Source organism: Paracoccus sp. TD-10 (assembly GCF_048270675.1).
In the GTDB taxonomy this organism is placed as follows: domain Bacteria; phylum Pseudomonadota; class Alphaproteobacteria; order Rhodobacterales; family Rhodobacteraceae; genus Paracoccus; species Paracoccus pantotrophus.
Window position 1 is genome coordinate 432504 of record NZ_CP182420.1, and the last position, 22632, is coordinate 455135.

The 22632-nt window shown below is 67.1% G+C and carries 22 protein-coding genes; 9 read left to right on the forward strand and 13 right to left on the reverse strand.

Annotated features, from left to right (window positions below; all coding sequences use genetic code 11):
• Positions 1–43: 43 nt before the first annotated feature.
• The 3 genes from ACNKFW_RS20870 to ACNKFW_RS20880 are packed head-to-tail and all read right to left on the reverse strand — an operon-like array spanning position 44 to position 3441.
• Positions 44–1450, reverse strand: coding sequence for a 2-oxo acid dehydrogenase subunit E2 (locus ACNKFW_RS20870; RefSeq protein ID WP_333484437.1), 1407 nt, complete (start codon positions 1448–1450; stop codon positions 44–46).
• Between the two features lie 2 nt (positions 1451–1452).
• Positions 1453–2466 carry an alpha-ketoacid dehydrogenase subunit beta gene (locus ACNKFW_RS20875; RefSeq protein WP_024844825.1) on the reverse strand — a complete coding sequence of 338 codons (1014 nt, stop codon included), beginning with the start codon at positions 2464–2466 and terminating at the stop codon, positions 1453–1455.
• 9 nt (positions 2467–2475) lie between these two features.
• Complete coding sequence (locus ACNKFW_RS20880) at positions 2476–3441, reverse strand: thiamine pyrophosphate-dependent dehydrogenase E1 component subunit alpha (protein WP_333484440.1); 966 nt, start codon at positions 3439–3441, stop codon at positions 2476–2478.
• Positions 3442–3567: 126 nt separating this feature from the next.
• Here ACNKFW_RS20880 and ACNKFW_RS20885 point away from each other — a divergent pair, with 126 nt between their 5' ends.
• Together ACNKFW_RS20885 and ACNKFW_RS20890 are read left to right on the forward strand one after the other, a co-directional pair.
• Positions 3568–4731, forward strand: a complete 1164-nt coding sequence (locus ACNKFW_RS20885) for an acyl-CoA dehydrogenase family protein (RefSeq protein WP_024844827.1) — start codon at positions 3568–3570, stop codon at positions 4729–4731.
• Positions 4732–4804: 73 nt separating this feature from the next.
• Positions 4805–5140, forward strand: a complete 336-nt coding sequence (locus tag ACNKFW_RS20890; protein ID WP_028710201.1) for a Rieske (2Fe-2S) protein — start codon at positions 4805–4807, stop codon at positions 5138–5140.
• A gap of 12 nt (positions 5141–5152) precedes the next feature.
• Here the strand turns inward: ACNKFW_RS20890 and ACNKFW_RS20895 are convergent, their stop codons facing one another.
• The 9 genes from ACNKFW_RS20895 to ACNKFW_RS20935 form a co-directional block, all read right to left on the reverse strand.
• Positions 5153–5950 (reverse strand): sugar phosphate isomerase/epimerase family protein, encoded by a 798-nt coding sequence (locus ACNKFW_RS20895; protein ID WP_024844829.1) that lies wholly within the window; start codon positions 5948–5950, stop codon positions 5153–5155.
• A gap of 6 nt (positions 5951–5956) precedes the next feature.
• Complete coding sequence (locus ACNKFW_RS20900; protein ID WP_036747717.1) at positions 5957–6661, reverse strand: ABC transporter ATP-binding protein; 705 nt, start codon at positions 6659–6661, stop codon at positions 5957–5959.
• Positions 6651–7421 (reverse strand): ABC transporter ATP-binding protein, encoded by a 771-nt coding sequence (locus tag ACNKFW_RS20905; protein ID WP_028710202.1) that lies wholly within the window; start codon positions 7419–7421, stop codon positions 6651–6653. Before ACNKFW_RS20905 ends, ACNKFW_RS20900 begins: the two co-directional genes overlap by 11 nt.
• The gene (locus ACNKFW_RS20910; protein WP_024844832.1) at positions 7402–8301 is read right to left on the reverse strand and encodes a branched-chain amino acid ABC transporter permease; all 900 of its coding nucleotides are present in this window, start codon (positions 8299–8301) and stop codon (positions 7402–7404) included. Before ACNKFW_RS20910 ends, ACNKFW_RS20905 begins: the two co-directional genes overlap by 20 nt.
• Positions 8298–9188 (reverse strand): branched-chain amino acid ABC transporter permease, encoded by an 891-nt coding sequence (locus ACNKFW_RS20915; RefSeq protein WP_024844833.1) that lies wholly within the window; start codon positions 9186–9188, stop codon positions 8298–8300. Before ACNKFW_RS20915 ends, ACNKFW_RS20910 begins: the two co-directional genes overlap by 4 nt.
• 67 nt (positions 9189–9255) lie before the next feature.
• Positions 9256–10383: an ABC transporter substrate-binding protein gene (locus ACNKFW_RS20920; RefSeq protein WP_147429402.1), complete on the reverse strand. Its 1128-nt coding sequence runs from the start codon at positions 10381–10383 to the stop codon at positions 9256–9258.
• 170 nt (positions 10384–10553) lie between these two features.
• The gene (locus tag ACNKFW_RS20925; protein WP_024844835.1) at positions 10554–12209 is read right to left on the reverse strand and encodes a class I adenylate-forming enzyme family protein; all 1656 of its coding nucleotides are present in this window, start codon (positions 12207–12209) and stop codon (positions 10554–10556) included.
• Between the two features lie 52 nt (positions 12210–12261).
• Positions 12262–12579 carry a 2Fe-2S iron-sulfur cluster-binding protein gene (locus tag ACNKFW_RS20930; RefSeq protein ID WP_024844836.1) on the reverse strand — a complete coding sequence of 106 codons (318 nt, stop codon included), beginning with the start codon at positions 12577–12579 and terminating at the stop codon, positions 12262–12264.
• A 24-nt stretch (positions 12580–12603) separates the two neighbouring features.
• A complete protein-coding gene (locus ACNKFW_RS20935) occupies positions 12604–13161 on the reverse strand; it encodes a VOC family protein (RefSeq protein WP_333484441.1) in 558 nt (185 codons plus the stop codon).
• 281 nt (positions 13162–13442) lie between these two features.
• On the opposite strand from ACNKFW_RS20935, the gene ACNKFW_RS20940 reads away from it, so the two are divergent.
• The 6 genes from ACNKFW_RS20940 (at position 13443) to ACNKFW_RS20965 (ending at position 20206) form a co-directional block, all read left to right on the forward strand.
• Positions 13443–14117, forward strand: a complete 675-nt coding sequence (locus tag ACNKFW_RS20940) for a GntR family transcriptional regulator (RefSeq protein WP_024844838.1) — start codon at positions 13443–13445, stop codon at positions 14115–14117.
• A 140-nt stretch (positions 14118–14257) separates the two neighbouring features.
• On the forward strand, positions 14258–15511 hold the full coding sequence (locus ACNKFW_RS20945; RefSeq protein ID WP_123130438.1) for an aromatic ring-hydroxylating oxygenase subunit alpha: 1254 nt from the start codon (positions 14258–14260) through the stop codon (positions 15509–15511).
• 3 nt (positions 15512–15514) lie between these two features.
• Positions 15515–16315: an enoyl-CoA hydratase/isomerase family protein gene (locus ACNKFW_RS20950; RefSeq protein ID WP_333484442.1), complete on the forward strand. Its 801-nt coding sequence runs from the start codon at positions 15515–15517 to the stop codon at positions 16313–16315.
• Positions 16312–17202 (forward strand): SDR family oxidoreductase, encoded by an 891-nt coding sequence (locus ACNKFW_RS20955; RefSeq protein WP_147429404.1) that lies wholly within the window; start codon positions 16312–16314, stop codon positions 17200–17202. Before ACNKFW_RS20950 ends, ACNKFW_RS20955 begins: the two co-directional genes overlap by 4 nt.
• A gap of 19 nt (positions 17203–17221) precedes the next feature.
• Positions 17222–18406 (forward strand): class I adenylate-forming enzyme family protein, encoded by a 1185-nt coding sequence (locus tag ACNKFW_RS20960; protein WP_333484443.1) that lies wholly within the window; start codon positions 17222–17224, stop codon positions 18404–18406.
• A gap of 75 nt (positions 18407–18481) precedes the next feature.
• Positions 18482–20206, forward strand: coding sequence for an FAD-dependent oxidoreductase (locus ACNKFW_RS20965; protein WP_123130426.1), 1725 nt, complete (start codon positions 18482–18484; stop codon positions 20204–20206).
• Positions 20207–20251: 45 nt separating this feature from the next.
• Here the strand turns inward: ACNKFW_RS20965 and lpdA are convergent, their stop codons facing one another.
• Entirely contained in the window at positions 20252–21691 is a 1440-nt protein-coding gene (gene lpdA, locus ACNKFW_RS20970; RefSeq protein WP_333484444.1) for a dihydrolipoyl dehydrogenase, read from the reverse strand.
• A 179-nt stretch (positions 21692–21870) separates the two neighbouring features.
• Between lpdA and ACNKFW_RS20975 the strand changes: the two genes are divergently transcribed.
• Entirely contained in the window at positions 21871–22632 is a 762-nt protein-coding gene (locus tag ACNKFW_RS20975; protein ID WP_024844845.1) for an SDR family NAD(P)-dependent oxidoreductase, read from the forward strand.

Below are 22632 nucleotides of genomic sequence, written 5' to 3' on the forward strand. Positions count from 1 at the left end.
AAGGCCCCCGAAAAGGGGGCCTTCGCCGCGCCGGGAGGCCGGGTCACATCACCAGCGCCATCGGCGTCTCGATCCGGGCCTTCAGGGTGGAGAGGAACCGCGCGGCGACCGCGCCGTCGATGCCGCGGTGATCGGCCGAAAGCGTCAGAGTCGCGACGCTGGCGAAGCGCAGCCCGCCCTCGGCGGTCTCGCGCGCCTCGCGCCGGGGGGCGCCCACCGCCAGGATCGCGCCCTGGGGCGGGTTGATGATCGCGTCGAAGCTGCGCACGCCATACATGCCCAGGTTGGACAGGGTGAAGGTGCCGCCGCGCAGATCCTCGGCGGTCAGGCTGCGGTCGCGGGCGGCGGCGATCAGCCGGCCCGCCTCGGCCGCGATCTCGGTCAGGGATCGCTGCGCGGCATTGCGGATCACCGGCGTCACCAGCCCGGCGTCGATGGCCACGGCGACGCACAGGTCGACCTGGTCGAAGCGGGTGATGCCGCTGTCCGAGACGTGGATGTTCACCTCGGGATGGGCGGCCAGGGCCAGGGCGGCGGCGCGCAACAGGAAGTCGTTGACCGAGATCTTCGCCCCCTCGCGCCCGCTGTTGAACTGGCCGCGCAGGGCCATCAGCGCGTCCATCTCGACATCCATGGCGGTGTAGAAATGCGGCACGGTCTGCTTGGAATGGCGCAGCGCATTGGCGATGGATTTGCGCATCCCGGTAAAGGGCTGCTCGACCCCCTGCGCCGCGGCTGCCGGGGCCACAGCCGGCGCGGCGGGGATCGCAGCCGCCGGCGGCGACCACAGGCCGGCCGCCTGCACCGCCGCCTGCACATCGGCCAGCGAGATGCGGCCGCGGTAGCCGCTGGGTTTCAGCCCGGTCAGGTCGAAGCCAAGCGCATTGGCGAAATTCACCGCGACCGGGCTGGCATGGGCGCCCGTATTCCGCCTTGCCGCTTCGTCGGGGGCAAGCGCGGCAGGGCGCGACGGCAGATCGGCCTTTTTGATCTTGCCGCCCTGGCCCGAGCCCTGGACCCCGGCCAGGTCGATGCCGTCCTGTTCCGCGATGCGGCGCGCCAGGGGAGAGGCCTTCGGCCCGGCGCCGGCCTCGGCGGCGGGGGAGGGCTCGGGCGACGCGGATTTTGCCTCGTCCTTGGGCTCGAAGGAGGCATCGACGGGCACATAGGAGGCGATGAACGCGGCCAGCTCGGCCTCGCTGGCTTCCGCCTCGGCCAGCACGGCGATCAGCGCGCCGACCGGGGCGGTCTCGCCCTCGGGCACCAGGATGCGGCGCAGGATGCCGCCCCTGTCGGTGTCCAGCGTGTTGACGATCTTGTCGGTCTCGATGTCGACCAGCTCGGTGCCCGGCTCGACGCTGTCGCCCTCGGCGACGATCCAGCGCGAGATCTGGCCCTCGGACATTTCAAGGCCCCATTTCGGCAGGGTGACGGGATGGATCAGGGCCATGCTCACTCTCCTTTCACGGCTTTGCGGATGGCCGCTTCGATCCGGTCGGGACCGGGAACATACATGCGCTCCAACTCGCGGGCGAAGGGCACCGGCGTATGCGGCGCCGTGACCCGCACCACCGGCGCGCGCAGCGAGGCGAAGCCCTTCTCGGCCGCGATGGCGGCGATTTCCGAGGCGATCGAACAGACCGGATTCGATTCGTCCACGACCACCAGCCGCCCGGTCAGCGACAGGCTTTCCAGGATCATCTCTTCGTCGATGGGCGAGGTGGAGCGCAGGTCGATCAGATCGACGGTGATCCCGTCCCCGGCCAGCTTGGCCGCCGCCTTTGCGGCAAAGGAGACCATGCGGCCCAGCGTGACCACGGTCGCGTCCTTGCCCGATTGCACCAGGCTTGCGCCATGCAGCGGTGCCACATATTCGCCGTCCGGCACCTCGCCCTTGCTGGAATAAAGCGCCTTGTGTTCCAGAAAGATCACCGGGTCGTCGTCGCGGATCGCCGCGGCCAGCATGCCCTTGGCATCGGCCGGGTTCGACGGCACCACCACCTTCAGCCCCGGCACGGCCGACAGCATGGAATAGATGGTCTGGCTGTGCTGGGCAGCGGCGTTCATGCCGGCGCCCATGGACATGCGCACGACGATGGGCGCCTTGGCCTTGCCGCCGAACATATAGCGGAACTTGGCCATCTGGTTATAGATCTGGTCCATGGCGACGCCGACGAAATCGGCGAACATCAGCTCGGCCACCGGGCGCATGCCGGCCAGCGCCGCACCATTGGCCAGGCCGATGATGGCGCTTTCCGAGATCGGCGTGTCGATGACGCGCTTGTCGCCAAATTCGCCCATCAGCCCCTTGGTCACGCCGAAGATGCCCCCGGCCGCATCGCGGCTGCCCGACGACCCGCCGGCACCGCCCGACACGTCCTCGCCGATGACGATGACGCCGGGATCGCGGCGCATCTCCTGAAACAGCGCCTCGTTCAGCGCCTCTCGCATGGTTTTCACGGTCATGATGCGGTCCTAGTAATCGGCATAGACGTCAGAGAGCATGATCTCGGCCCCCGGTGCCGGCGCCTTGCGGGCCGAGGCCACGCAATCCTCGATGAAGGCCGCGATCTCGGCGTCGATGGCATCGAGCTCGGCGGCCTCGATCAGCTTGGCCTCGGTGACTTTCCGGCGGAAACGCAGCAGGGCGTCCCGGGTCTCGCGCAGGGTCTTGACCTCGTCCTTGGCGCGGTAGTTCTGGGGATCGCCCTCGAAATGGCCGAAATAGCGCGTCGCCTCGGCGATCAGGGCGCAGGGGCCCTTGCCGGCGCGCACATGCTCCAGCGCATCCGCCATCGCCTGGTGGACCGAGAAATAGTCGAACCCATCTGCCTCGAAGACCGGCAGGCCGAAGCCCCGCGTCCGCCCGGCCAGGTCCGAGCCGATGCCATAGCCTTCGCCGGTATGTTCGGAATAGCCGTTCAGTTCGAAGACGAAGATCTTGGGCAGCTTCAGCACGACGGCCATGTTCATCGCCTCGAAGACCGTGCCCTGGTTCGACGAGCCGCCGCCGCCGAAGGATACCGCCACGCTGCCGTCGCCGCGCGCCTGGCAGGCCAGGGCCGCGCCGACCGCGATGGGCGGCCCGCCGCCGACGATGCCGTTCGCGCCCAGCATGCCCTTGTCGATGTCGGCGATATGCATCGAGCCGCCGCGGCCCTTGCACAGCCCGTCGGCGCGGCCATAGATTTCGTGCATCATCAGCCGCGGGTCGCAACCCTTGGCGATGCAATGGCCATGCCCGCGATGGGTCGAGCTGATATAGTCGCGGTCGGTCAGATGCTCGCAGATGCCGACGGCGATCGCCTCTTGTCCCGCATACAGATGCGTGAAGCCGGCGATTTCGCCGCTGCGATTCTCGATATGCAGTCTTTCCTCGAAGTCCCGGATCATCCGCATCTGCCGATAGGCCTTCAGGATGTCGGTGCGGCTTTGTTGCATGGCCCTCTCCCGCTCGTCTTGCACCCGGAAACTGGTCGATTCTTGCGCGCGTGTCAATTTATATATGTTCAAAGCATAGGTCATATGTATACTAGATAAGCATTAAATGTATTTTTGGAGGAGAGGATGGATTTCCGGCTGACCGAGATCCAGCGTGACCTGCAAGAGGCGGCGCGCAAGTTCGCCCGCAGCGAGCTGGTGGATCTTGCCCGCGAGCTTGAGGAGAAGGCAGAGCCAGTCCCGCATGAATGGGTCAGGCGCTATGCCGAGCTGGGTTTCCTTGGCATCAACGTGGCCGAGGAATATGGCGGCATGGGGCTGGGCAATCTTGAGGCGCTGCTGGTCGTCGAGGAGTTCGCCAAGATCAGTTCCGCCGTGGCGTTTCCGGTCTTCGAATCCTGCGTCGGCCCGGTGCGCGCCATCGAGCATTTCGCGCCCGAAAGCCTGAAGGCACGCGTGATCCCCGCCGTTTGCCGCGGCGAAAAGGTGGTCGCCATCGGCATGTCCGAACCCGATGCCGGCTCGGCGCTGACCGACCTGAAGACCCGCGCCCGCATCGAATCGGACAGGGTCGTGCTGAACGGCTCGAAGCGCTGGTGTTCCGGCGGCGGCCATGCCGAGGGCTATCTGGTCTATGCCCGTTTCGACGACAGGCCGGGCGCGGGCTCGATCGGTGCGGTCTATGTGGAAAAGGGCATGCCCGGCTTCAGCTTCGGCCCGCAGGAGCGGCTGATGGGGTTCCGCGGCGTGCCGTCGAGCGACCTGTTCTTCGACAATGTCGAGCTGCCGCTGGAGCATGTCGTCGTGCCCGGCGGCGGCTTCAAGCGGCTGATGGAAGCCTTCGACCTGGAACGCTGCGGCAATGCCACCATGTCGCTGGGCCAGGCCTCCGGCGCGCTCGAGGACGTGCTGGACTATGTGCAGGAGCGCCACCAGTTCGGCCGGCCGCTGGTTGATTTCCAGGCGGTGCAGATCAAGCTGGCCGAGATGCGGTTGCGCGTCGATGCGGCGCGGCTGCTGATCCATCGCGCGGCGCAGAACGCCCAGGACGGGATGCCCTCGATCCTGGACAGCTCGCTGGCGAAATGCTTTGCCAACGAGATCTCGCGCGAAGTGACCGGCAATGCCGTGCAGCTGATGGGCGGTTACGGCTATTCCAAGGAATATCCGATGGAGCGCCGGCTGCGCGATTCCTGGGGCTGGGGCATCGCCGGCGGCGCGGTGGACATCCAGAAGGTGAACATCACCGCCGCCATGGTCGGGCGCCGTTTCAACCAGCGCCGTGCCTGATCCAGGTGCCGGGCCGGGTTGACCGGCCCGGCGTTTCCCCCGAAATCTGGCGGCAAGAAGGAAAGGGCAGGGAATGATCCCGAGAGGATTGGGCGCCGATGCCGAGGAATTCGTCGATGTCGGCGCGGTCATGCAGGTGCCAAGTGCCGGCCCCTGGTTCGTCACCGCCGGCGGGCGCGAGGTGATCCTGTGCCGCCGCGACGGCGAGATCGTCGCCTTTTCCGGCAATTGCACGCATAACTTCGCCCGCCTGTCCGAGGGCGAGGTCGAAGGCAACGTGGTGATCTGTCCCAAGCACGGCGCCCGGTTCGACTGCTCGACCGGCAAGGCCATGTCCTCGCTTTGCAGCGACCTGCCCAGGGTCGAGGTCAGGATTTCCGGCCGCCGCGTGCTGGTGCGGCGCGGCTGACGGCCGCGCCCTTCACAGCCGATAGCGCCGCAGCGCCCGTTTCAGCAGATGCGCGCGGGCGATGGGATCCAGCCCCTGTTTCTCAAGCCGCAGCATCGGCACCTCGACATCCAGCGGCAGGCCGGGATCGGTGGCGTCCAGCAGGGCTTGCAGCGGCAGCTCGCCCTCGCCCGGTATCGCGCGATCCTCGACCGCCTCGCGAAAGGCGTCCTCGGGCGCGGCCAGCATCGCGTCGCAGAATTGCAGCGCACCGATGGTGTCGGCGAGGGGGGCAAGCTGGGCCGGGCTGCCGCCGGTGCGCGCCAGGTGCAGCGGATCGACCAGCAGGCTCAGGTTCGCATGGCCGTTCTGGCGCACGAAATCTGCCGCCTCGCCCACCCTGGGCAACGAGGAAAACGCCATGAACTCGATGGACAGGGCGATGCCGCGCGCGGCAGCCGCGTCGCAGGTCTGCGACAGCCGGTCCGAGGCGCGGGCCAGGTCGCGGTCATAGATCAGCACGGTGGCGCGCCGCGCCCCGATCTCGGCGGCATGGTCCAGCACCGGCAGGTAGCCGGCGGGATCGGTGCGGCCGGAAAAGGGCAGGGCCTCGATATTGTGGACCTGCACGCCGTCCGCCTGTAGCGCCTGCACGAAGGCCCGTGTCGGAGGGCCGGGCAGCAGCCGCGGAAAGATGTCGAGCTGCGGCGCCGGCGGGTGCAGGAACACCGTGACGAAGGGAAAGCCCGTCGCCCCGGCGGTCTGGACCAGCGCCACCGGGTCGGTGTCGCGCAGGCTGAGCTGGTGCAGGGTCAGGATGCGTTCGGCCATGTCCGCTCAGGCGCCCAGATAGCTTTCGATCACCCGCTGGTCGCGCATCAGCATCTCCGATGCGCCCTCCATCACGATCCGGCCGCGATCCAGCACATAGGCCCGCTGCGTGCATTCCAGCGCGCGATAGGCGTTCTGCTCGACCAGCAGGATGGTCAGCCCCTCGCGGTTGAGCCGCGTCAGCGCGTCAAAGACCTGGTCGCTCATCAATGGCGACAGGCCCAGCGACGGCTCGTCCAGAAGCAGGATCTCGGGCGCCCCCATCAGCGCCCGGCCGATGGCCAGCATCTGCTGCTGGCCGCCCGACAGCGTGCCGGCGATCTGATCGGCACGCTCCTCCAGGATCGGGAAGAGCGCGTAGACCTGGTCCAGACTGTATCGCGCCGGCCGCTGGCCCAGGGCCAGCATGCCCAGTTGCAGGTTTTCCCAGACCGACATGTCGGCCAGCACCTGCCGCCCCTCGGGGACATGCAGCAGGCCCTGGCGCGAGACCTGGAAGGCGGCCATGCGGCCCAGATCCTTGCCGTCGAAGACGACCTGCCCCGCTTGCGGCACCACGGTCCGGCTCAGCGCGTTCAGAAGCGTCGATTTCCCCGCCCCGTTCGAGCCGACCAGCGCCACCATCTCGCCGCGGTTCACATGCAGGCTGACATCGCGCAGCGCCTGGATGCCCTTGTAGGAGACGCTCAGATTCCTGACTTCAAGCAGCATCGGCCTTGCCTCCGATATAGGCCTCGATGACCTTTGGATCACGGGTGACGGTTTCGGGCGGCCCCTCGGCGATCATGCGGCCGGAATCCAGCACATAGACCTGGCTGCACAGGCGCGAGACGAAGGCCACGTTATGCTCGATCAGCAACAGCCCCATGCCCGAGCGCGCCAGATCCTCGAAGATCTCGGCCATTTCGGCGGATTCGACCTCGTTCATGCCGGCCACCGGTTCGTCCAGCATGACGATGCGCGGCGCCGCGGCGATCGAGCGGGCCATCTCGACCCGGCGCTGGTGGCCATAGGGCAGGCTGCCCGCCTCGTAATCGGCATATTTCTGGATGCCGAAGCGGCCCAGCAGCTCCCAGGCCTGCTCGCGCAGGCGGCGGGTCTCGGCCAGGGCGACGGGCAGGCCCATCAGGCTGGCCATGACGCCGCTCTGCTGCTTGCGGAAATAGCCGATGACGACATTGTCGAGGACGCTTTCCTCGGGCAGCAGGCGGATGTTCTGGAAGGTGCGGGCGATGCCGCGGCGGGCGACCTCGTCCACATGCAGCCGGGTAAGCTGCTGGTCGTCCAGGTAGACCTCGCCCCTGGTCAGGCTGTAGACGCCCGAGATCATGTTGACGACGGTGCTTTTGCCGGCGCCGTTCGGGCCGATCAGCCCGGTGATCCGGCCGGCGGGGACGGTCATGTTGATGCCGTCGACGGCCTTCAGCCCGCCGAAATACTTGCAGGCGTTCTCAATCCGCAGCGACGACATCGGCCCCCTCCTTCCGCTTGGACATGGTTTTGGGCGCGCGGCGCAGGCGGCGGCGCAGCCAGTAGACCAGCTCATCGCCCACGCCGTTCGGCAGGAAGGTGATGACCAGGATCAGGATCACCCCGTTCAGGATGCCGCGGTTCTCGGCCAGCGGGCGCGCCAGTTCGGGCAGGATCGCCATGATCAGCGCCCCGGCGATGGGGCCCAGGAGCGTGTTGCGCCCGCCCAGCACCACCACGGTCAGGCTGGCCACCATGGCGTGAAAGCCGAAATCCACCGGCTCGATGTTGAAGACGTAAAGCGAACGCAGCGCCCCGAAGACCGCGCCGATCAGCCCCGACAACACGAAGGCCAGCGCGTAATAGGACTTGATCGGCACGCCAAGCGAGGCGGCGACGGAATCGTCCTGGCGCAGCGCGTTGAACACCCGGCCGACCGAGGTGCGGTTGATCGACCAGATCACGTAGATCGTGACCAGCACCGCCAGCAGCAGCCAGCCGGTATTCATCACCCGCGGGATGCCCGAGATGCCGATGGCGCCGCCGGTGAAGCTTTCGAAATACAAGAGCAGCGCGATCACCACCTGCACGAAGGCCAGCGTGGCGATGGCCTGGAAGGCGCCGCGCAACCGCGCCAGCGGCACCGACAGCACATAGCTGACCGCCATGCCCACCACGGCCGAGACCAGGATGGCCGCCGGCACCGGGACGCCGTATCGCGTCACCAGGATCGCCGTGGCATAGGCGCCAAGCGCCGAGAAACCCGCGGTGGCGATCGAGAACACGCCCGCGCGCAGCGCCAGCTGCTGGCTGTAGCCCAGCCCGACCGCGATCAGGAAGAAGTCGATGAGCGGCTGATAGGAATAGTAAAAGGACATCATCTGCGGCTTCCTCCTGCATAGTTGCCGGCGCGTCCGAACAGGCCGTTCGGAAAGAACAGCAGCGTGACGAACAGCAGCGCGAAGATGATCGCGGTGGACAGTTCGCTGGACAGATAGGCGATGGTCAGCGACTGGATGATCCCGATCAGGATGGCCGCGACCACCGCGCCCTGAAGCGAGCCGAGCCCGCCAATCACCACCACGACGAAGGCTTGCAGCAGGAAGGGCTCGCCCATCATGAAGTGGATCGAGTTGAAGGACAGCCCGATCAGCACCCCGGCCAGCCCCGCCAGCGCCCCGGCGATGAAGAAGGTCTGGCGATAGACCGCGCTGGCCGAGATGCCCAGCAGCGCCGAGGCATGCTCGTTGCTGGACACCGCGCGCACCTGGCGGCCGAAGCTGGTGCGGTTGATGTAATAGGCCAGGGCCAGCACCAGGACCAGCACCAGCCCCAGGATGGTCAGCTGCAACAGCGAGATGCGCATCCCCCAGAAGCTGAAGAACTTGACCGGGAAGGTGCCGAAGGGAAAGCTCAGCACCTTGGTGTTCGAGACCTGCTGGGCGATGTTCATCAGGATCAGGTCCACCCCGATCGAGGTGACGATGGCGGCGAATTCGGCATGGCCCGCTTTGCGCAATTGCCGGAAGGCCACGAAATCCACCACGACCGAGATCGCCCCGGTCGCGACGGTCGCCAGCAGCAGCGCGAACCAGAAGGGCAGCCCCTGCGCGGTCGCGTAATAGGCGATGAAGGCGCCGGCCATGAAGATCGCGCCATGGGCGAGGTTCAGCAGTTTCTGCACGCCGAAGATCAGCGTGAAGCCAAGCGCGAACAGGGCATAGATCGCGCCGGACACCGTTCCATTGAGTATCTGTTGCAGTAGCATCCCGGTGGTCCGTCCAAAAGGGTTGCGGCCATGGCGCTTGGCGCCCCGGCCCATGGCGCGCGGGCGTTCAGCGCGGAGCCTGGACGAAGGCGCCGTCCTGCACGGTCAGCACGTTCATGCCGACATGCGGAAAGCGTTTCTCGTCCAGCGTATAGCTGCCCTGGCCGGCGGCCACGCGGACCTCGCTGGTCTTGCCCAGCTGGTCGCGCAACGCCTCGCGCGTGGGTTCGGGCATGGATTTCAGCGCGTTGGCCATTACCAGCATTCCGCCATAGCCGACGGCGTTCCAGTTGTCGGCCTCGTGGCCGAATTTCTCGCTGAACTCGGTGGCGAAGGCCCTGGTGAAATCGTCATAGCCGCCCGGCACCCAGTCGGCGATGAAGGTGACGCCCTCGACGCCCGCGCCGCCGCGGTTCAGGAACTCGGGCGAGGCGAAGGCATTGTGGCCGAAGACCGGCGTCGCCGGGTCCAGCCCGGCCTGGCGCAGCTGGACGATGATGTTCGCCCCCTGCGAGGCCGAGGCCGAGACGAAGACGCAATCCTGCTGCGAGGTGGCGATCTTGGTCGCGACCGACGAGAAGTCGGAATCGGTGCCGCCGACCTGCTCGACGGTGGTGATCCTGACGCCCTTGTCCGCCATCAGCTTCTCGAACTGCTTTTGCAGCGCGACATAGGCCTCGATGTCGCGGATGCCGATGATGGCGCATTCCTTCACGCCTTTCACATCGGCCGCGTAATCCACCAGATAGGGGATGGTGATTTCCGGCGGCTGGGTCAGGATGAACGACCAGGGGCCCTGGTCCAGCACCTCGGGCGTGTTCGTCGTGGTGACGACCGGCACCTTGTACTGGTTGCCCGAGGACGCGCCGGCGATGGCAACCGCGCCGCTGGTCGGACCCAGAATGCCCAGGATCGAGGGATCGTTGGCATAGCGCGCGATCAGCGACATGGTCTGCGTGCGGTCGGTCGCGTCATCGGCATAGGTGACCTTGAGCGTGTTGCCCTCGCCCAGCAGGCCCTGCTCGTTGATCTGCTGCTCGGCCAGGCGCATGCCGTCGGCGACGGCGGTGCCGATGAAGGCGGCGGGACCGGTCAGGGCTTGCAGGACCACCACGTGATATTCGTCGGATTGGGCGGCCATGGCGGGCAGCAACGCCATTGCGGTGCAGGTGGCGAACAGATTGGACAGTTTCACGACGGTTTCCTCCCCAGGAATGTGAACGGCGGGTTGACCTGACGGTCGCCCGGTATCGGATCGCGTTCCTTCGCGATCCGTGACGGATTCTCGGCTTCCTCCACAATACTATGTATATCATAGATGGATATAAAAATATTGTAGATCGAAGTAAAAATACTTGTGATGGATTATTGGGCGGCGCAGCGATCCGCCGCCATCTCTTGCACCATGTCGCGCAGCTTGAATTTCTGGATCTTGCTGGCGGACATCGGCCATTCCGCGATGAAATGGACGTCGCGCGGCACCTTGAAGCTGGCGATGCGCGTCTTGCAATAGGCGATCAGCGCGGCCGGGTCCACGCTTTGCCCCGGCACCAGTTCCACGAAGGCCACCGGCACCTCTTGCAGCCGCGCGTCGGGCTTGCCGACGACCTGGCAGGTCTTGACCGCGGGATGCTGGGCCACGACCATCTCGATCTCCAGCGCGGCGACGTTTTCACCGCCCACCTTCAGCATGTCCTTGGCCCGGCCGTGGAACATCAGCGTGCCGGCCGCGTCGATCGAGCCCAGGTCGCCGGTATGGAACCAGCCGTCGCGCTTGGCCTCGGCGGTCTTTTCGGGATCGCCGTAATATTCGGTGAAGATCGAGAAGCCCTTGACGCAGATCTCGCCGATCTCGCCCGGTGCGGCCTCGGCACCGTCCTCGCGCGCGATGCGCACGGACAGCCCGTCGAAGGGGCGGCCGAGCCGGTTGAGGCGCTCGGCCTCGCTGTCGGCGGGGTCGCTGGTGGTCACGGTGCCGGCGGTTTCGGTCATGCCATAGGTGCCGACGAAGACCGCGTTGGGAAAGCTCTTGCGCATCAGCTCGCGGAACGGCTCCGGGCTCAGCGCCATCGAGCAATTGATGAGCCGCAGCGATGCCATGTCCTCGGCGCGGAAATCCGGGTGATAGACCATGTCCGACAGGAACAGGGCAAAGCTGGGATAGCCGATGGTCGGCCGCGTCTCGCGCACCAGCCGCAGTGCCGCGCCGGCGTCGAAATGCTGCATGCCGATATAGGTGGCGCCGGCATGATAGGCCGCGCATAGCGGGAAAAGCGCGCCGACATGGAACATGGGCAGCGGCGACCAGAAGGCGTCCTGGTCGGTCATCCCGTAACGCTCGGCCAGGCCCATGCCGGTGCGGACCAGGGCCTCGTGGCTGATCATGCAGCCTTTCGGATTCGAGGTCGTCCCCGAAGTATACAGCATCAGCGCCGTCTGCCGCAGCGTGACGGCCCGGCGCAGCCGGTCGATCAGCGCGTCCTCGACCTCGGCGGCGAAACCCTGCGACACGGATTGGCGCAGGCATCCGGCCGAGGGCTCGTCGGTCAGCAAGGTGATGCCGCGCAGGCGCGGGGCCTCGGGCAGGCTGACCGGCTGGTCTGCCGGCGCGTCGCGCAGGGCCGGGAAGGCCTGGTGCAGCCGCGCCCGGAAATCCAGCCCCTCGGCCACCTGTGTGGTCGAGACGATATGCACCAGATCCGCGTTGACGGTCTGGTAGCGCAGCTCGTGTTCGCGATAGCGGGCATTCATCGGCACCGAGACCGCGCCCAGATAGGCCAGCCCGAAATAATACTCCAGGTATTCGATGCAGCTGGGCAGGAAGATCCCGACATGGTCGCCAGGCCGCACGCCCAGGCCGTAAAGTTCGCGGGCCCGCAGCATGGCGGCCTGGTGCAACTGGCGAAAGCTGCGGTTCTGATCGGGAAACCGGATCGCGTCCTTGTCCGGCGTCCGTGCCGTTGCCCGGACCAGAAGATCGCCGACCGTGGTGGTGGCCGTGTAATTGAGCGTTGCTGACATCTTTCCCCCCGGCCCGTTGGTGCCGGGCCCCTTATTGCTGCGATGACGGCGGCTATTCCTCGGGCGCCAGCGTCACCTCGAGCCCGGCAAGGTCGTCGGTCACGGGGATCTGGCAGCTCAGCCGCGATGTTTCGCGATAGGTTTCCATGAATTCCAGCAGTTCCCGTTCGTCGGGCTGCTGCTCCGGCAGGCGGTCGAGCCAGTCGGGCGCGACATAGATGTGGCAGGTCGCGCAAGAACAGGAACCGCCGCAGATCGCAGCGATGTCGAGGCCTGCCCCATCGCGCAGGGCCTCCATCAGGCTGGTTCCGGGTGCTGCGTCGAACTCCTTCACGCTTCCGTCGCGGTCCGTGGCTGTGATTCGTGGCATCTGGCGTCCTTGTCTGTCGATCGGCTAGAGATAGCGGATGGGCCGGGAGCCGTCCCAATCGGCCGCCAGCGATTCCAGCCGCGCGAAGAATTTCTTCAGCCCGGCCGTGGGCTGCACGATCTCGATCACCCGGCCCTGGTCCAGCGGGTCGCTGTCCAGATAGGCAAAGGGAATGCCGGCCGCGGTGCGCCCGCCCATCAGCACCCCGACGCCCCTGGCCTGCCAGGCGGCAAGATCGGCGTCCAGATCCCCGGAAAGCAGGCAGAGGTGATGCAGGCCGCCGCCCCGCCGTGCGATGAAATCGGTGAACATCGAATCGTCGCCGCCGGTCTGCTGGATGATCTCGATCTGCATGCCGCCCCAGGAAGCCAGCGCCACCGCGTTCTCGACCTGGATCGGCCGGCCGCGATAATGCAGCGCGGCATAGTCGATTCGCGGGGTGACGAGGAACGGGCCAACGCCCAGCGTCTGCGTCCAATGCACCAGCGCGCGCTCCAGATCGGGCACGACATAGCCCATCTGGACGATGGCGCCCAGGCGCGAGCGGGCCTTGTTTCCCACGGGATCGAAGCTGTCCGGCATTGATCCTCCCCTCCGTGGCGACAGTGTTGTGTATTTTTCTCCGCATTTCAATATACAATTATCACCGGCATGAGATTTTCCTTGCCGCGGGCCGACGGAGTGCAAAACAGGGCTGCTTCCAGCCGATGCCGGTACCTGCCATGCGGCAACAGTATTGCAGAGCGACTCGGGCTTGGAATACGCTGGTGCTGAAGTGTAAGCATACAATCTGCTGCCACCTGGCGTATATGGGAAGCCTGTTTCGACCGGGTCAAGCTCATGGGCAGAGAAGGAGAAGAAAAATGGCACGATCTGCCGGAATGACGCATTCGGAGAAGGTTCGACTCGCGCTCGAACAGGACATCTTCTCGGGCGCCATCGCGCCGGGAAGCTCGCTGGACGAGGAGGAGCTTGCGCGCCGCTTCGAGGTCTCGCGTACCCCCGTGCGTGAGGCGATCCTGCAACTGATCGAGTCCGGCATCGTGGAAAAGCGTCCGCGCCAGGGTGCGGTCGTCACCATGACCGATGTCACCGACCTGATCCGGCAGTTCGAGGTGATGTCCGAACTGGAATCGATCTGCGCCAAATACTCGGCCCGGCGGATGACCCCGGAAGAGCGCGCGGCGCTGAAGGAGGTGCATGAACAGTCCGAACGCGCCTTCGCCGCCGGCGACCAGGACAGCTATTATGCGCTCAGCCGCAAGTTCCACCTGCTGGTGATCGACGGCACGCATAACAAGGAACTGATCGACATGACCAACAAGCTCGGCAGCAAGCTGGTGCCCTATCGCCGCTTCCAGCTGGGTTATCCGGGCCAGTCGCAGTCGAATCTGGAGGATCACCGCGCGATTCTGGAGGCGATCCTGGCCCAGGACGTCGAGCGGGCGGCCGAACAATTCCGCAAGCATACCAAGGTCCAAGGCGATATCCTGGCCGATTACATCGCCATGAACGAGGAGCGCGTCCGGGCCAGCTGATCTTCCTGCCGATTTCCAATCCACAAATTTTGTTCTTGCGTATGCAGTAATGATCTATAAAAATACAAATTAATCGGCCGGGTCGGATGCTGTTCCGCCCGTGGCCTGATCGTATCAGCGTCTTCTGGGGAGGAATGGCGATGAATCCGCAAGAAAAGCAGCGTATCCTGGATCAGCAGGCTTACGAAAGCGCGCGCGGGGGGCCGCCCGAGGGCTTCCCGCAATTTCCCGACCTGCCGGGCCTGCGCTATACCGATCCCGCCTTCTTCGCGCTGGAGATGGAGCATCTTTGGCGCAAGACCTGGCTCTATGCCGTCCATGCCGACGAATTGCCCGAGGTCGGCTCCTATATCCAGTGGTCGCGCCTGGGCGAGCCGCTGTTCTTCATCCGCGGCGAGGACCAGAAGGTCCGCTGCTTTTACAATACCTGCCGCCATCGCGGCGCGCCGGTCGTCACCGAACCTTCGGGCAAGTCGCGCGGCGTGTCCTGCAAGTATCACGGCTGGACCTACAACACGCGCGGCGAGCTGATCAACCTGCGCGACCGGCGGGATTTCGTCGGGCTGGATCTCAGCTGCCGCTCGCTGGTCGAGGTGCGCTGCGAGAATATCGGCAACCTGTATTTCGTGAACCTCGATGCCGACGCGATGCCGCTTCGGGACTATCTTGGCCCGGTGGCGCAGGCGCTGGACGAGATGAAGCCCGACACGCTGGCGCTGATCGACAAGTCGACGATCCAGGTGAAATGCAACGTCAAGATCCTGATCGACGCCTTCCTCGAGGTCTATCACCTGAAGTCGATCCACCAGAACACCGTGGACCGGTTCCTGGACCACCGCGGCTCGGCCATCACGCTTTACGAACACGGCCATTCCCGCATGGTCACGCCCTTCAAGCGCGAGGGCTGGAAAGACCCCGGCGTGCGCGGCCTGCCCGAGATCGAGGGCGTCGATCCCTGGTTCGGCGACACCAACCTGTCGCTGATGGCCTATCCCAACCTGGTCACGCCGGTTTCGCCCTGGGGGATCCCGGTCCTGGCCTTCTGGCCGGAAACCATCGACACCATGTCGATCGACGTCTACTGGTTCGCGCCGCATTGGGGCGAGGGGCCGCGTCCCGAGGTCTGGGACATGCGCATCCGCAACTTCGCCGCGATCCTGGAAGAAGACCTGCAATTCGCCGACAAGATCCAGATCGCCGCCATGTCCAGCGGGCTGCGGGATTTCCCGCTGAACTATCAGGAACGCCGGATCTATCACTGGCACGAGGAACTCGACCGCCGCATCGGAGCCGATCGCGTGCCCGAGGCGCTGCGCGTCAAGCCGCTGTTGCAGCCCTATTGGGACGAGAACTGGAAACCGGCCGAGGCGGCTGCGGAAACCGAGCAGGCCTGAGCCATGCCGGACCTGCCCGTCCTTCCTCCGACCGTTCGCTATGAACGGCGCGGCGCGGTGGCGATCATCCGCATCGACCGGCCCGAATTGCGCAACGCGGCTGATCGCGCCACCTCTTACGGCGTGCATCAGGCTTTGTGCCATGCCGAGGCCGATGACAGCGTCGGCGCCATCGTGCTGACCGGCACCGGCGAGCGCGCCTTCTGCGCCGGCATGGACCTGAAGGAGGCCGGTCAGGTCGGCTCGGGCACCGGGCTGGTTCCGGGCGCGGGCTTCCTGGGCGTGACCGAGCGGCGCTGCCCCAAGCCGCTGATCGCGGCCGTCAACGGCGCGGCCGTCGCCGGCGGATGCGAGGCGGCGCTGGCCTGCGACCTGGTGGTCGCCGCCGATCACGCGGTCTTCGGCCTGCCCGAGATCCGCCGCGGCATGGTCGCCTTTGCCGGCGGCGTGCAGCGGCTGGCGCAGATCCTGCCGCGGCAGAAGGCTTTCGAGGTGATCTTTTCGGGTGCCCATTATCCGGCGCAGGCATTCGCCGCGCTGGGGCTGGTCAATCGCGTCGTGCCGGGCGAGCGGGTGCTGGACGAGGCCGTCGCCCTGGCCGAGGAGGTCCTGGCCAATTCCTGGCACTGCCTGCGCCTTGCCAAGCAGCTTTACGAGGTGGCGCGGGACGAGACGCTGCAAGCCGCGATCGACTGGGGCCACCGGCACGGCCCCGCGCTGATGAACTCGGCCGACAGCCGCGAGGGGATCGCGGCCTTCAACCAGGGCCGGGACGCAAATTTCGCCAATGGGACACGGATATGAACGAAATGGCACAGCCCTCGGCGGCAGGCCCGCACGGATTTCAATGGTTCCTGACCGATGAGGAACTGGCAAGCCGCCCGACGATCTATGCCCCCGATCTTTTCGCGGGCAAGCGCTTCCTGATCACCGGCGGCGGCACCGGCATGGGCCGGGCGATGACCTTCCTGCTGGCGCGGCTGGGCGCCAGGGTCATGATCGCCGGCCGGCGCGAAGAGGTGCTGGCCGATGCGCAAGAGGCGGTCAAGCGCCTGACCGGCCGGCATGTCGATTACTTTTCGATGTCGATTCGCGATCCCGAGCAGGTCGATGCGCTGCTGGACCGGGTCTTCGGCGAATGGGGCGGGCTCGATACGCTGGTGAACAATGCCGGCGGCCAGTTCCCGCAGGACGCCATCGAGTTTTCGCGCAAGGGCTGGAACTCGGTCATCGACCTGAACCTGAACGGGACGTGGTGGATGATGCAGGGCGCCGCCCAACGCTGGCGCGACCGGGACGAGGCCGGCAACGTCATCTCGATCGTGGCCCATGTCGGGCGCGGCATGCCGCAGGCCGCGCATACCTGTGCGGCGCGGGCGGGGGTGATCTATCTCAGCCGGACGGTGGCGACGGAATGGGCGCCGCTGAACATCCGGGTGAACTGCATCGCGCCGGGCGCCATCGCCTCGGAAGGGCTGTCGAAATATCCAGAACATGCCACCGCGCGCTTTCGCAACGTCAACCCGCAGCGGCGCATGGGCAACGGCTGGGACATTGCCGAGGGCGTGGCCTACCTGTCCTCGGATGCAGGCAATTTCATCACCGGCGAGGTGCTGACCATCGACGGCGGCATGCAGATGTGGGGCACGGTCTGGCCCGCCGGCGTGCCCGAGCATTTCAACGTGGTATGACGGCAGGCGGGGCATGGGCGTGGACAGGGCGATAGGCACGGGCTTTCGGCTGGGCGAGCCGGCGATCGGCGGTGCCCTGGCGGGTGCATCCTGGGGCGACCTGCCCGCGCATGTCGCGGCAGGGGCCGAGACCAGCCACGCGGCGATGCGCGACCGTATCCTGCGCCTTGCTGCCGGTCTGCTTGCGGCCGAGCTTCGCCGCGGCCAGCGGGTCGGCGTCTCGATGCCGCCCTCGGCCGAGCGGACGGCGCTTTGCGCGGCGATCTGGTGGCTGGGCGGCGTGGTGGTGCCGCTGGAGCCCAGCCTGCCGCAAGCCCGGCTGACCATGGCGCTCCAGGGCTCGGGCCTGCGCCTGCTGGTGCATCGCCCGCAGGGCGCGGGCTGCGGCACGAACCTTGCGGCGGTGCGCCATCTGGGCTGCGAGGAGCTGCTGGCCCAGGGCGATGCGCCCGACCTTGGGCAATTGACCGAACGCGCCGGGCGGGTTCTGCCCGACCATCCCGCCGTCGTGCTTTACGGCGAGGGCCGGCAGGACACCGCGCGCGGCGTGGTGCTGAGCCACCGGGCGCTGCTTTGCGCCGCGCGGGGCCTGGCCGCGCGCTATGGGATGGGGCCGGGGTCGCGGCTGGCGGTGCCTCTGCCGCTGAACCATGCCGCCCGGCTGACGGCTGAACTGGCGGCGCTGCTTTCGGGGGCGGCGCTGTGCGACCTGCCGGCCTTTTCGGCGCCGGCAAGCCATCTGATCCTGGCCGATCTGCCGCCGCCCCTCGCCGAAAGCCCGCCCGCGCCCGAGATGCAGCCGGGCATGGTCCTGCTTAGCGGCGATGCGAGGCTGGTTCGCGGCTGGCAGCGCGCCCTGCCGCACAGCCACATCTTCAACAGCTATGTCCGCGCCGAGCTGGCGGGTATCGCCATCTGCTCGGACCCGCGCGACCCGCCGCATACCGCGCATGCCACCGCCGGCCGGCCGCTGCGCGGCGTCGAGGTGATGATCGTCGATCCCCGCACCTCGATGGACATGCTGCTTTACGAGATCGGCGAGATCTGGATTCGCGGCGCGCCGCTGATGCTGCGCTATCACGACGACCTGCGCGCCAGCCGCAAGGTGCTGGACCGCAGCGGTTTCTTCAAGACCGGGGACATGGGCTATCTCGATTCCGAGGGCCGCGTGATCATCTGCCGCGACGCCTTCGCGCAGATCTGAACCTGCCGGTTTTCTTTCCCTTGGCCGCTGCGCGAGGCGCGTGCAGCGGGCGGACAATCCATGAAGGAGGCAAGGATGACCCAGACAGAAACCTGCGACGTTCTGGTCATCGGCTCGGGGGCGGGGGCGCTGACCTCGGCCGTGACCTGCGCCAAGGCCGGGCTCAAGGTGCTTGTCACCGAAAAGGCCGGCCAGTTCGGCGGCACCACCGCGACCTCGGGCGGGGTGTTGTGGGTGCCGGGCAGCCGCCATGCCAAGGCGCTTGGCGCCCGGCTGGGGGTCGAGGACGATGGCGACCTGGTGCGGACCTATCTGCGCCACGAGGCCGGCAATTGCTATGACGAGGCCCGGATCGAGGCCTATCTGGAACATGCCCCGCGCATGGTCGAGTACCTGGAAGACCATACCGAGGTGAAATTCTATCCGATGGAGTTTCCCGACTATCACCCCGAGACCGAGGGCGGCTCGCGCATCCGCTCGGTCGGGACGATGGATTACGACGCGGCCAAGATGGGCGAGTTGATGAAGACGCTCAAGGGCGAGCTGCCGCAGACGCTGTTCCTGGGGCTGGCCATCGGCTCGACGCTGGAGATGAAGCAGTTCCTGGCGGCGGGCCGCTCGCCCAAGGCGATGGCCTATGTGATCCGCCGCATGGCGCGGCATTTCATGGACCTGGCGCTCAAGGGATCGTCGCAGCGCATCGTGCGCGGCCGGGCGCTGATCGCGCGGCTGGCGCGGACGGCGCATGACCTGGGCGTGCCGTTCTGGCTGAACGCCCCGGCAGAGCGGCTGATCCGCGAGGGCGACCGCGTCGTCGGGGCCGAGATCCTGCGCGACGGCAAGCCGGTGCGGGTGCTGGCGCGCCATGCCGTCGTGCTGGGGGCGGGGGGCTTTCCGCGCGACAAGGACCGCCGCGCCCGGCAATATCCCGGCCATGCCCGGACCATGGAGCCGGTGACGCCCGCGCCCGTCACCAATGTCGGCGACGGCATCCGCATGGCCGAGGAGGTCGGCGCGCAGTTCAATGCCGAGTTGCTGCAACCCGCCGCTTGGCTGCCGACCTCGCGCCTGCCGGGGGCGGTGGACCAGAACGGCGTCTGGCCGCACCTGACCGACCGCAACAAGCCGGGCTTCATCATGGTGCTGCCGGACGGCCGGCGCTTTGCCAATGAAAGCGCGCCCTATCACGACCTGGTGCCCGCCATGCTGGACGCCTTCGAAAGCCGCGGCGCCGACCGCGCCTTCCTGATCGGCGACGACCGGGCGATCCGCCGCTGGGGCATGGGCTTCGTCCGGCCCTTCCCGATTCCCAAGGGGCGTTACCTGCGCAACGGCTACCTGACGCGCGCCGCCACGCCCGAGGCGCTGGCGCGCAAGCTGGGCATCGACCCCGAGGCGCTGGCCCACACGATCCGCGATTTCTCGCGCCATGCCGCCGAGGGGCGCGACCCCGAGTTCCACCGGGGCGAATCCGCCTATGACCGTTATCAGGGCGACGAGAACCACGGCCCCAACCCGGCGCTGGGGCCGCTGGACAAGGGCCCCTATTACGCGGTGCGCATCTATCCGGGCGAGATCGGCACCTACAAGGGCCTGAAGACCGACGAACATTCGCGGGTGATCGGGCAGGGCGGCCGGCCCATCGCCGGGCTTTACGCGGCGGGCAACGACCAGTCGAACGTGTTCGGCGGCTCTTATCCCGGAGCGGGTGCGACCATCGGCCCGGCCGTCACCTTCGGCTGGATCGCCGCGCGCGACATCGCCCGGCAGGCGGGGCGCGAGGTGCCCGGCGGCGCCTGACGAAACCGCCGGGGCCAGGACGATCCGGGCCCCGGCTGTCGGCCGTCAGATGTTGATCGCCCGGCCCATGGCGGCGAGAACCGCCTCTTTCATCGTCTCGGAAAGGGTCGGGTGCGGAAAGACCGCCTCGGCCAGTTCGCGATCCGTGCCTTCCAGCTCCATGGCCAGGACGAAGCCCTGGATCATCTCGGTCACTTCGGCCCCGACCATATGCGCGCCCAGAAGCTCGCCGGTCTTGCGGTCGTGGATGACCTTGACCAGCCCTTGGTCGGCGCCAAGCGCGATGGCCTTGCCATTGGCGAGGAACGGGAACTTGCCGATCGCGACGTCGCGCCCCTCGGCCCGCGCCCGTTCCTCGGTCAACCCGACCGAGGCGATCTGCGGATCGCAATAGGTGCAGCCGGGAATGCGGTCGCGGTTCAGCGCATGGGGGTTCTGGCCGGCGATGGCCTCGACGCAGATCACCGCCTCATGCTCGGCCTTGTGCGCCAGCATCGGCCCGCCGGCCAGATCGCCGATGGCATGGATGCCCGCAACATTGCTGCGGCCCAGGGCGTCAGTGCGCACGAAGCCGCGCTCCAGCGCCACGCCGGCCTCGGCCAGGCCCAGATCCTCGCTGTTGGGCTCGACCCCCGCGGCGACCAGGACATGGCTGGCCTCGATGCTGCGCGTCTCGCCCTTGCCGCCCCGCAGCGTGGCGGTTACGCCGGCCGGGCCCCGGTCAAGCTGCGTCACCGTGCAGCCGGTATGAAAGGCGATGCCGCGCCGGGCGAATTGCTGGCGGGCGAAATCCGCGATCTCGGCATCTTCGGCCGGCAGGATGCGCGGCGCCGCCTCGACCACCGTCACCGGCGCGCCAAGCGCGGCGAAGAAAGACGCGAACTCGATGCCGATGGCGCCCGAGCCGACCACCAGCAGATGGCCGGGCAGGTCGGTCGCAGCCAGAGCCTCGAAATAGGTCCAGACGCGCCGGCCGTCGGGCTCCAGCCCCGGCAGGACGCGCGGGCGCGCCCCGGTGGCCAGGATGACATGCCGCGCGGTATAGCGGCCGGCCCCCAGCGCGCCCTTGGGCGGCTGGGCGCCGGCGTTGCGGGGATGGGGCGCGGCCGCCTCGACCGTCACGGCGCCCGGACCGTCCAGCCGCGCCTTGCCCCAGATCACGTCGATGCGGTTCTTGCGCATCAGCATGGCGACGCCACCGGCCATGCGGCCCGCGACCCCGCGCGAGCGTTCGACCATCGCCGCCAGATCGGCCGCGACCTCGCCCGTGACCCGGACGCCGTAATCGGCGGCGCGGCGGGCGGTTTCCAGCGCCTCGGCCGATTTCAGCAGCGCCTTGGTCGGGATGCAGCCCCAGTTCGAGCAGATGCCGCCCAGATGCTCGCGCTCCACGATGGCGGTTTTCAGGCCCAGCTGCGCTGCGCGGATCGCCGCGACATAGCCGCCCGGCCCGGCACCCACGACGATGACATCATAATCCTGCATGGCTTCCTCTGTTTCAGGCGATTCTGGGGCTTGTTATACAAAGAATGCCATAATTGTATATTGCAATTCCGCCCGATCCGGTGCAGTTTTGGCTTCATCTGCGGCGACCGGCCGGAATCGCGCCGGCCTGCCCCATTGGCGCGTATGCCCGTGGCGCGCGCGAAACCAAGGAGGAAAGCATGGATCTGGGACTGAAGGGCAAGCGCGCCATCGTGACGGGGGCGACCCGTGGCATCTGCCGCAGCCTGGTGGAAATCCTGGCTCAGGAAGGCGCCGATGTCGCCTTTTGCGCCCGCAAGCAGGACGAGGTCGATGCCACCGTCGAGGCACTGAAGCCCTACGGTACGCGGATCATCGGGGGAACCGCCAACGTCAAGGATGCCGAGGGTTACAAGACCTGGCTGCAACAGGCCGCCGAGGAACTGGGCGGCGTCGACATCTTCGTGCCCGGCGTTTCGGCCGGCGGCGGCATGGATGGCGAGAAAAGCTGGTACAAGGCCTTCGAGATCGACCTGATGGGCTGCGTGCGCGGCTTTGATGCGCTGTTCCCGACCTTCAAGGCGCAGGGCTCGGGCAATGTCGTCTTCATCTCGACCACGGCCGCGGTCGAGACCTTCATCGGCCCGATGGCCTATAACGCGCTGAAGGCCGCGCTGATCACCTATGGCAAGCAGCTGTCGCAGGCCCATGCCAAGCGCGGGCTGCGGGTGAACACGGTCTCGCCCGGCCCGATCATGATCGAGGGCGGCTCCTGGGACCAGGTGCGCCAGCAGGACGAGGCGTTCTTCCGTTCGATCCTGGCGCAGCAGCCCGACGGCCGCATGGGCGAGGCCGATGAGGTGGCCCGCGCCATCGCCTTCCTGGCCTCGGACGCGGCAAGCTGGATCAATGGCGTCAACCTGGTCGTGGACGGCGGCTTCACCAAGCGCGTCCAGTTCTGA